This window comes from Amycolatopsis sp. NPDC003861 (assembly GCF_053605405.1).
This window is the reverse complement of record NZ_JBSGJD010000310.1, coordinates 1-9,856: the sequence shown is the minus strand read 5'-3', so window position 1 is coordinate 9,856 and position 9,856 is coordinate 1. Positions and strand designations below refer to the sequence as shown.

General features: G+C 73.1%; 7 protein-coding genes. All 7 read left to right on the top strand.

Features of this window, described 5'->3' with window-relative positions; genetic code table 11:
• The first annotated feature begins 225 nt into the window (after positions 1–225).
• Genes ACWEVN_RS42830 through murC form a run of 7 tightly spaced genes read left to right on the top strand, consistent with a single transcriptional unit; the run spans position 226 to position 9,747 of the window.
• Positions 226–1,770 carry a UDP-N-acetylmuramoyl-L-alanyl-D-glutamate--2,6-diaminopimelate ligase gene (locus ACWEVN_RS42830; RefSeq protein WP_452055099.1) on the top strand — a complete coding sequence of 515 codons (1,545 nt, stop codon included), beginning with the start codon at positions 226–228 and terminating at the stop codon, positions 1,768–1,770.
• Complete coding sequence (locus tag ACWEVN_RS42825; protein ID WP_452055098.1) at positions 1,767–3,269, top strand: UDP-N-acetylmuramoyl-tripeptide--D-alanyl-D-alanine ligase; 1,503 nt, start codon at positions 1,767–1,769, stop codon at positions 3,267–3,269. Before ACWEVN_RS42830 ends, ACWEVN_RS42825 begins: the two co-directional genes overlap by 4 nt.
• Complete coding sequence (gene mraY, locus ACWEVN_RS42820; protein WP_043785144.1) at positions 3,266–4,348, top strand: phospho-N-acetylmuramoyl-pentapeptide-transferase; 1,083 nt, start codon at positions 3,266–3,268, stop codon at positions 4,346–4,348. Before ACWEVN_RS42825 ends, mraY begins: the two co-directional genes overlap by 4 nt.
• A gap of 1 nt (position 4,349) precedes the next feature.
• Complete coding sequence (gene murD / locus ACWEVN_RS42815) at positions 4,350–5,756, top strand: UDP-N-acetylmuramoyl-L-alanine--D-glutamate ligase (protein WP_449686835.1); 1,407 nt, start codon at positions 4,350–4,352, stop codon at positions 5,754–5,756.
• Positions 5,743–7,245, top strand: coding sequence for a putative lipid II flippase FtsW (gene ftsW / locus ACWEVN_RS42810; RefSeq protein ID WP_452055097.1), 1,503 nt, complete (start codon positions 5,743–5,745; stop codon positions 7,243–7,245). Before murD ends, ftsW begins: the two co-directional genes overlap by 14 nt.
• On the top strand, positions 7,242–8,366 hold the full coding sequence (gene murG, locus ACWEVN_RS42805) for an undecaprenyldiphospho-muramoylpentapeptide beta-N-acetylglucosaminyltransferase (RefSeq protein ID WP_452055096.1): 1,125 nt from the start codon (positions 7,242–7,244) through the stop codon (positions 8,364–8,366). The genes ftsW and murG overlap by 4 nt, the downstream gene beginning before the upstream one ends.
• Positions 8,359–9,747 (top strand): UDP-N-acetylmuramate--L-alanine ligase, encoded by a 1,389-nt coding sequence (murC, locus tag ACWEVN_RS42800; protein WP_452055095.1) that lies wholly within the window; start codon positions 8,359–8,361, stop codon positions 9,745–9,747. The genes murG and murC overlap by 8 nt, the downstream gene beginning before the upstream one ends.
• Positions 9,748–9,856: the final 109 nt, after the last annotated feature.

The window sequence follows — 9,856 nt, the reverse complement described above, 5'->3', positions numbered from 1 at the left end:
GCGGGTTCTAACCCGCCTTACCACTCACGACCGGCGGCGGCAGAGTGTCCACATGAGCTGGCGGCGGGGAAACCGTTGCGGGGCAACGAGGTCGGGAACGGCGCCTAGCACATGTGCCTCAGCCGCGCGCAATCGCCGTACCGCGTGCGGGGGCCCGGAACGGCCGCCGGTAGCCTCTTGGCCGTGTCCGTGTCCTCGTCCAGTTCCCCGGTGCCGGAAAGCCCGGTGAAAGCGGTCCCCGCACCGCCGCGCCCGGCGCGCATCGTCCCGGTCCCGCTGGCGACGCTGCTCGCCAGGGCGGACGCCCGCCTCATCGCCGGCTCGCCCGACGCGGCCGAGCTCACCGTCACCGGCACCACGCTGCGCGCGCAGCACGTGCTGCCCGGTGACCTCTTCGCCGCCCTCCCGGGCGCCCGCGCGCACGGTGCCGACTTCAGCGACCAGGCGGTCGCCGCCGGGGCCGTCGCGGTGCTCACCGACGCCGCCGGCGCCGAGCGGCCCGCCCTGCGCGACGCCGGCGTCCCGATCCTGGTGCACGCCGACCCGCGCGCCGCCCTCGGCGAGATCGCCGCCTGGATCTACGGCGAGCCCTCGCTGCAGCTGTCCGTCCTCGGCGTCACCGGCACCTCCGGCAAGACCACGACGTCCTACCTGGTCGACGCGGGCCTGCAGGCGGCCGGCCTGACCACCGGCCTGATCGGCACGGTGGAGACCCGGATCGCCGGCGAACGCCTGGTCAGCGGCTTCACCACGCCCGAGGCGCCGGACCTGCAGGCGCTGCTCGCGGTGATGCTCGAGCGCGGCGTCACGCACGTGCCGATGGAGGTCTCCAGCCACGCGCTCGCGCTGGGCCGGGTCAACGGCACCCGGTTCTCGGTCGGCGCGTTCACCAACCTGTCCCAGGACCACCTGGACTTCCACAAGGACATGCAGGAGTACTTCGCCGCGAAGTCGCTGCTGTTCGACGGCCGCTCGACGCACGAGGTCGTCGTGGTCGACAGCGCGTGGGGCCAGGCCCTGCTGACGCCGCAGACGATCACCGTCACCACCGATCCGGGCACCGACGCCGCGTGGAAGGCCACCGACCTGGAGGCCACCCCGCAGGGCGAGCAGACGTTCACCCTGCACGGCCCGGACGGCGTCCGCGCCGCCGCCCGGATCCCGCTGCCCGGCGAGTTCAACGTCGCCAACGCCGTGCTCGCCGCCGCGATCCTGAGCACCGCCGGGGTGAGCCTGGAGCACATCGTCACCGGGCTCGCCCAGGTGCAGGTGCCGGGCCGGATGGAACGCGTCTACGTCGGCCAGGAGTTCACCGCGGTCGTCGACTACGCCCACAAGCCGGCCGCGGTCGCCCAGGGCCTGGACGCGCTGCGCGCCCGCACCGACGGCCGGATCATCACCGTCCTCGGCTGCGGCGGCGACCGGGACACCGCCAAGCGCCCGATGATGGGCGAGGCCGCGGCCCGCCGCAGTGAGGTTCTGATCGTCACCGACGACAACCCGCGTTCCGAGGACCCGGCGGCGATCCGGGCCGCCATGCTGGCCGGCGCCCGCGCGGTGGGGCCCGCCGAGGGCGGCGAGGTCATCGAAATCGGCGACCGCCGCGAGGCCATCGCGCACGCCGTCGCGCTGGCCGAGCCGGGCGACATCGTCTTCCTCGCCGGCAAGGGGCACGAGTCCGGCCAGGAGGCCGGCGGTGTCGTGCACCCGTTCTCCGACCGCGACGAGCTGGCCGCGGCCATCCGCAACAAACTCGAGGTGAGTGTGTGATCGTGCTCAGCCTGGCCGAGATCGCCGACGTCGTCGGCGGCCGGCTGCACCGCGCCGATCCGGGCGCGCAGGTGACCGGCACCGTGGAGTTCGACACCCGGAAGCTCACGCCCGGCGGCCTGTTCGTCGCCCTGCCGGGCGAGAAGGTCGACGGCCACGACTTCGCCGCGCAGGCCGTCGAGGCCGGCGCGGTGGCCGTGCTGGCCGCCCGCGAGGTCGACGCGCCCGCGATCGTCGTCCCGCCGCCGGCCGCGGGCGAGGCCCACGAGCGGTCGGTCGCGCTGACCGGCGACAAGGACGGCTCCGGCGCCGCGGTGCTGGCCGCGCTGGCCAAGCTCGCCCGGCACGTCGTGCAGCGCCTGGCCGAGGGCGAGCTGACCGTCGTCGGCGTCACCGGCTCCTCCGGCAAGACCTCGACCAAGGACGTGATCGCGCAGCTGCTCGAGCCGCTCGGCCCGACGATCGCGCCGCCCGGGTCGTTCAACAACGAGCTCGGCCACCCCTGGACGGCGCTGCGGGCCGACGCGCAGACCCGGCACCTGGTGCTGGAGCTGTCCGCGCGGGGTCCCGGCCACATCGCCCACCTCGCCGAAATCGCCCCGCCGAAGATCGGCGTCGTGCTCAACGTCGGCAGCGCGCACGTCGGCGAGTTCGGCTCGCGCGAAGGCATCGCGAAGACCAAGGGCGAGCTCGTCGAGGCCCTGCCCGAAGACGGCGTCGCGATCCTGAACCTCGACGACCCGCTGGTCGCGGCCATGGCGAGCCGCACGAAGGCCCGGGTGGTGTTCGTCGGCGAGAGCCCGTCCGCCCAGGTCCGCGCGGAGAACATCACCCTCGACGACGAGGCCCGGGCGTCCTTCCGGCTGATCACCCCGGCCGGCGAGGCCGACGTCAAGCTGCCGCTGCACGGCGAGCACCACGTCGGCAACGCGCTCTCGGCCGCCGCGGTGGCCCTGGAGCTGGGCGTGCCGCCGGCCGAGGTCGCCGAGCGGCTCTCGGCCCTCGAACGGCGCTCCGCGCGGCGCATGGAGGTCGTCACCCGGCCCGACGGCGTCACGATCCTCAACGACTCCTTCAACGCCAACCCCGAGTCGATGCGGGCCGGCCTGAAGGCCCTCGCCGCGATGACGCGGGAGACCGGCCGCCGCTCGTGGGCCGTGCTCGGCGTGATGGGCGAGCTCGGCGCGGACTCGGTCACCGCCCACGACGAGATCGGCAGGCTCGTCGTCCGGCTCAACATCGCCAAGCTCGTGGTCATCGGGCCCGAGGCGGCGGCCATGCACCAGGGGGCGCACCAGGAAGGCTCCTGGGGCGAGGAGTCCACTCTGGTACCCGACGTCGAGGCCGCCGCCGCCCTGCTGCATGATCAGCTCCGCCCCGGGGACGTGGTGCTGGTCAAGGCCTCCAAGGCGGCCGGCCTCTGGCGGGTCGCCGAAGCCCTGCTCGAACCCCGGGAAACCGACAACTCCGAGAATCGCTCGAACGGTGGTGACGCGTGATCAGCATCCTGATCGCGGCCGCGGCGGGCCTGCTGATCTCCATCCTGCTCACGCCCTACCTCATCCGGGTCTTCTCCCGGCAGGGCTTCGGCCAGGAGATCCGTGAGGAAGGCCCCCAGGGACACAAGTCCAAGCGCGGTACCCCGACCATGGGCGGTGTCGCGATCATCATCGCGATGGTCGTCGGGTACTTCGCCGCACACCTGATCAACTGGATGTTCAACTCCCGCAGCGGCGCGCCGACGGCCTCCGGGCTGCTCGTCCTGATGCTCGCGGTGGGCCTGGGGATCGTCGGGTTCCTCGACGACTTCATCAAGATCCGCAAGCAGCGGAACCTGGGGCTCAACAAGACCGCGAAGCTCGTCGGGCAGCTCGTCGTCACCATCGCGTTCGCGGTGCTGGTGCTGAACTTCCCGAACGAGCACGGCATCACGCCGGCGTCGGAGAGCCTCTCCTACGTCCGCGACCTCGCGCTGATCACCTTCCCGTCGGTGATCTTCGTGATCTTCTGCTACATCGTCATCTCCGGCTGGTCGAACGCGGTGAACTTCACCGACGGCCTCGACGGCCTGGCCGGCGGCGCGGCGGCGATGGTGCTGGCCACCTACGTGGTCATCTCGTTCTGGCAGGAGCGGCTGTCCTGCGCCAACGCGCCGGCCGCCGCCTGCTACGACGTCCGCGACCCCCTGGACCTGGCCGTGGTCGCTGCCGCGGCGACCGGCGCCTGCGTCGGGTTCCTCTGGTGGAACGCGGCCCCGGCGAAGATCTTCATGGGCGACACCGGCTCGCTGGCCCTCGGCGGCCTGGTCGCCGGCCTGTCCATGACGACCCGCACCGAGCTGCTCGCCATCGTCATCGGCGGCCTGTTCATGGTCGAGATGATCTCGGTGGTCGCGCAGATCGCGGTGTTCCGGACGACCCGGCGCCGGCTGTTCCGGATGGCGCCGTTCCACCACCACTTCGAGCTCGCCGGCTGGGCCGAAACCACGGTGATCATCCGGTTCTGGCTGCTCTCGGCGATCTGCTGCATGTTCGGGCTGGGCCTGTTCTACAGCGAGCAGCTCGGTCTCGGCGGCTGACATGGAGATCGCCGGTCGTCACGTTCTCGTCGCCGGGGCCGGCGTCACGGGCAAGTCCGTGGTGCCGGTGCTGGTCGAGCTGGGCGCGCGCGTCACCGTCACCGACGGCAACGCCGGGCGCCTGGCCGAGCTGGAGGGCCTCGGCGCCGAACTGGTGCCCGGGCTGACCGAGCCACCTGAGGGAACAGCGCTCGTCGTCACCAGCCCCGGCTGGCGGCCGACGTCGCCGCTGCTGGTGGCCGCGGCCGAGGCCGGGATCGAGGTCATCGGCGACGTCGAGCTGGCCTGGCGGGTCGGGCAGCTGCGCGAGCACCCGCCGTGCTGGCTGGTCGTCACCGGCACCAACGGCAAGACGACCACCGCCGGCATGCTCGAGTCGATCCTCAAGGCCGCCGGGGCGAACGCCGTGGCCTGCGGGAACATCGGGTACGCGGCACTCGACGCGGTTCGCGCCGGCTACGACGTGCTGGCCGTGGAGCTCTCGAGCTTTCAGCTGCACTGGTCTTCGACGCTGGCCCCGGACGCCGCCGTCGTGCTCAACCTGGCCGAGGACCACATCGACTGGCACGGCTCGATGGCCGAGTACGCGGCCGCCAAGGGCCGCGTCTACACGCGGGCCAAGGTCGCCGTGCACAACGCCGACGACGACTGGTCGACCCGGATCGCCGCCGAGCACGCGCCCGAGAGCGCCCGCCGCGTCGGCTTCCAGCTCGACACCCCGCGCGCCGGCGAGCTGGGCGTGGTCGAGGACCTGCTGGTCGACCGCGCTTTCGTCGCCGACCCGGCGAACAGCGCCGAGGAGCTCGCCACGCTGTCGGACGTCCGCCCGGCGGGCCCGCACAACGTCGCCAACGCCCTGGCCGCGGCCGCGCTGGCCCGCGCGCACGGCGTCACGGCCGACGCCGTGGTGAAGGGCCTGCGCGAGTACCAGCCGGCCCCGCACCGGGCCGTCGAGGTCGCCGAAGTGGCCGGCGTGCGGTACGTCAACGACTCGAAGGCGACCAACCCGCACGCGGCCGCCGGATCCCTGCGCGCCCACGCGAACATCGTGTGGATCGCCGGGGGCCAGCTCAAGGGCGCCTCGGTCGACGAACTCGTGAGCAACATCGCCGGCCGCCTCCGCGGGGTCGTGCTGCTCGGTGTCGATTCACCCGTGATCGCCGCCGCGGTTGCGCGACACGCGCCGGATGTCCCGGTGAACAGCCTCCGTCCGGGTGACGATGAACCCATGACTGCGGCGGTGAGTGCGGCCAGCGCGATGGCCCGGCCAGGTGACGTGGTGCTGCTGGCACCCGCCGCGGCGTCGTTGGACATGTTCTCGAGCTACGGCGAGCGCGGCGACGCGTTCGCCGCGGCCGTGCGTGTCCTCCGCGACGACGCAGCGGGGGAGCCGAGTGACGACAGCTGAGACCAAGCCCGCACCGCCGCCGAAGCGGCCGCGCCGCGAGCGCAAGGAGAGCGGCTTCGTCGCGTTCCGGACCGCGCTGACCGCGTGGCTCTCCCGGCCGCTGGCGTCGTTCCACCTGGTGCTCGCCCTCACCGGCGTGCTCACCGTGATCGGCATCGTCATGGTGCTCTCGGCGTCGTCGGTCGCCTCCTACAACCCGAAGACCGGCAGCGGCGTGTATTCGCTGTTCATCAAGCACCTCGTGTTCGTCGCGCTCGGCTCGTTCGTGTTCTGGCTGGGCCTGCGGGTCAAGCTGGAGCGGATCCGGCGGATGTCGGCCACCGCGACGGTGATCTGCCTCGGCCTGCTGGTGCTCGTGCTGACCCCGCTCGGCTCGACGGTCAACGGCTCGCAGGGCTGGTTCAAGATCGGCGAGTTCACCTTCCAGCCGGTCGAGGCGGCCAAGGTCGCGCTGGCCTTCTGGGGCGCCCACATCCTGGTGATCAAGTACAACGTGATCCACCAGTGGCGGCACCTGCTGGTGCCGGTGGTGCCGATCGCGCTGCTGATGTTCGCCCTGGTCATGCTGCAGCCCGACCTCGGCGGCACGGTCACCCTCGCCGTCGTCCTGCTCGCCCTGCTGTGGTTCGCCGGCGCCCCGAAACGGCTGTTCGGCGTCATCCTGGCCGGTGGCCTGGCCGGGGTGCTCGTGCTGGCCGTCATCGCGCCCTACCGGCTCGCCCGGGTGATGTCGTTCCTCTCGCCGGACGCCGACGTCAGCGCCGAGGGCTTCCAGGCCAACCAGGCCAAGCTGGCGCTCGCCGACGGCGGGCTGTTCGGCAAGGGCCTCGGCCAGGGCGCGGCCAGCTGGAACTACCTGCCGAACGTGCAGAACGACTTCATCTTCGCCCTGATCGGCGAGGAGCTCGGGCTGGTCGGCTGCGTCGTCGTGCTCAGCCTGTTCGCCGGCGTCGCGATCGTGGGCCTGCGGATCGCCACCCGCAACATCGACCCGTGGATCCGGATCGTCTCCGGCACGCTGACGGTGTTCCTGGTCGCCCAGGCCGGCATCAACATCGGTTACGTCGTCGGCCTGCTGCCGGTCACCGGCGTCACGCTGCCGCTGATCTCCTACGGCGGCACCTCGCTGGTGATCACCATGCTCATCATGGGCGTGCTCGCGAACGCCGCCCGGCACGAACCGGAGGCGGTGGCCGCGCTGCGCACACAGGGGCCGGGTAAATTCGGGCGTCTGCTGCGGCTGCCCGCGCCCGACCCGTACCGCCCGCCCGCCACGCGCAAGGCGGCGGGGCGGAGTGGGGCGAAGGCGGCCCGGCCGGCGCCCCGTGCGGCCCGGCCCGCCCCGGCGCAGGAACGACGCAGGTCGGTCCGCGAACCGGTGCGCCGCAGCGCGGCACGGACGAGCACGGCCACGTCTCGCGGCGGGGCCGCGCGGACAACAGCGAGCCGTGGTACCCGGAGTACCGCGAACCGGAGAGGTCATAGGTGAGTAAGCCCGTCAAGGGAACCGAGCGGTCGGCCACGGGCAAGGCGCCCGTGGTGGTGGTCGCCGGAGGTGGCACCGCAGGACACATCGAACCCGCCCTCGCCCTGGCCGACGCCGTCATGCGGCTGCGACCGGACGCGAAGGTCGTCGCGCTCGGCACCGAGCGCGGCCTGGAGAACAAGCTCGTCCCGGCCCGCGGCTACCCCCTCGAGCTGATCCCGCCGGTGCCGCTGCCCCGCAAGCCGACCCCGGAGCTGGTCAAGCTGCCGCTGAAGGTCCGCGACTCGGTCCGCAAGACCCGCGAAGTGCTGGAGCGCGTCGGCGCGGACGTCGTCGTCGGCTTCGGCGGGTACGTCGCCCTGCCTGCCTACCTGGCCGCGCGCGGGCGCGTCCCGATCGTCGTGCACGAGGCCAACAAGTCGGCCGGCCTGGCCAACAAGGTGGGCGCACGGTTCGCCAAGCGCGTCGCCGTCGCCGTGCCGGGGACGACGCTGCCGAACGCCGAGGTCGTCGGGATCCCGCTGCGGCGGTCGATCACGGCCCTCGACCGGGCCGCGCTGCGAGCCGAGGCCCGCGCGTTCTTCGACCTCGACCCGGACGCGCCGACGCTGCTGGTCTTCGGCGGTTCGCAGGGCGCGCAGTCGATCAACGCCGCCGTGTCCGGCGCGGCGAAGGAGCTCGCGGACGCCGGGGTCGGCGTCCTGCACGCGCACGGCCCGAAGAACACGCTGGTCGTGCAGGAGTTCCCGGGCAAGCCGGCGTACGTGCCGGTGCCGTACCTGGAGCGGATGGACCTGGCCTACGCCGCCGCCGACGTCGCGATCTGCCGCTCCGGCGCGATGACCGTCGCCGAGGTGACCTCGGTCGGGCTGCCCGCGGTGTTCGTCCCGCTGCCGATCGGCAACGGCGAGCAGGCCACCAACGGCCGTCCGGCGGTCGACGCCGGGGCCGCGCTGATGATCGACGACGCCGACCTCAGCCCGGCCAAGGTCGCCGAGGTCGTCGTCCCGCTGGTCACCGACGCCGACCGCGTCGCGAAGATGGGCGCGGCGGCGGTCGGCATGGGCCACCGCGAGGCCGACGAGACCCTCGCCCGGATCGTCCTGGAGGCCGCCGGTGCCTGACCTGCCTGAAGAACTGCGCCGGGCGCACCTGATCGGGATCGGCGGGGCCGGCATGTCCGGCATCGCGCGGATCCTGCTGGCCCGCGGGGCTTTCGTGTCCGGTTCGGACGCCAAGGAGTCGCGCGCGCTGCTGTCGCTGCGGGCCCAGGGCGCCGAGCTGTTCGTCGGCCAGCGGGCGTCCAATGTGGACGAACTGGCCGAGCCGCCGTCGGCCGTGGTCGTCTCGACGGCGATCAAGGAGACCAACCCCGAGCTGGCCGCGGCACGCGCGGCGGGCATCCCGGTGCTGCACCGGGCGCAGGCGCTGGCCGGGCTGATGGAAGGCCACCGCGTCGCCTGCATCGCAGGCACGCACGGCAAGACGTCGACGACGTCGATGCTCACCGTGGCGCTGCAGCACTGCCGGCTCGACCCGTCGTTCGCCATCGGCGGCGACCTCAACGAGTCCGGCGCCAACGCCCACCACGGCGAGGGCGGCATCTTCGTCGCCGAGGCCGACGAGAGCGACGGCTCGTTCCTGACGTATTCGCCGTCGGTCGCGGTCGTGACGAACGTCGAGCCGGACCACCTGGACCACCACGGCACGGCCGAGGCCTACACCAAGGTGTTCACCGAGTTCGTGAGCCGGATCGTGCCGGGCGGGCTGCTGATCGTCTGCGCCGACGACGCCGCGGCGGACGACCTCGGCAAGCAGGCCGAGGCGCTCGGTGTCCGGGTCCGGCGCTACGGCCGCACGGCCACCGACGCGCGGATCCTGGACTACGTGCCGGCGCCGGACGGCGGGGTGGTGCGGCTGGCGCTGGACGGCTCCGAGCTGTCGGTGCGGGTCGCGGTGCCGGGTGAGCACATGGCGCTGAACGCCGTGGCGGCGCTGCTGGCCGGGATCGAGCTGGGCGCGCCGGTCCTCGAGCTGGCCGAGGGGCTCGCGGCGTTCGGCGGCGTCCGGCGGCGCTTCGAGTTCAAGGGCCGGGCCGGCGACGTCCGCGTCTACGACGACTACGCCCACCACCCGACCGAGGTGGCCGCGCAGCTGCGCGCGGTGCGCACGGCGGCCGGGTCCGGGCGGGTGATCGTGGTGTTCCAGCCGCACCTGTACTCGCGGACCAAGACGTTCTCGGCGGAGTTCGCGGCGGCGTTGTCGCTGGCCGACGAGGTCGTCGTGCTGGACGTCTACGGCGCGCGCGAGGAGCCCGAGCCGGGCGTCACCGGCGCCCTGATCGCGGACCAGGTGACGACGTCGGTGTGGTACGAGCCGGCGTTCGACGTCGCCGCGCCGCTGGCGGCCGGGCTGGCCGAGCCCGGCGACCTCGTGGTGACCATGGGCGCCGGGGACGTGACGCAGCTGGGGCCGGAAATCCTCGCCGAGCTGGACAAGCGCTGAGGCCATGAGTCCGACCAGGGAACGCCGTCCTCCGGAAGAAGACGCGCCGGATCGGGCGGCCCTGGCCCGGCAGCGGCGGGGGCGGCGCTCCTCCTCGGAGCGCCGCCCC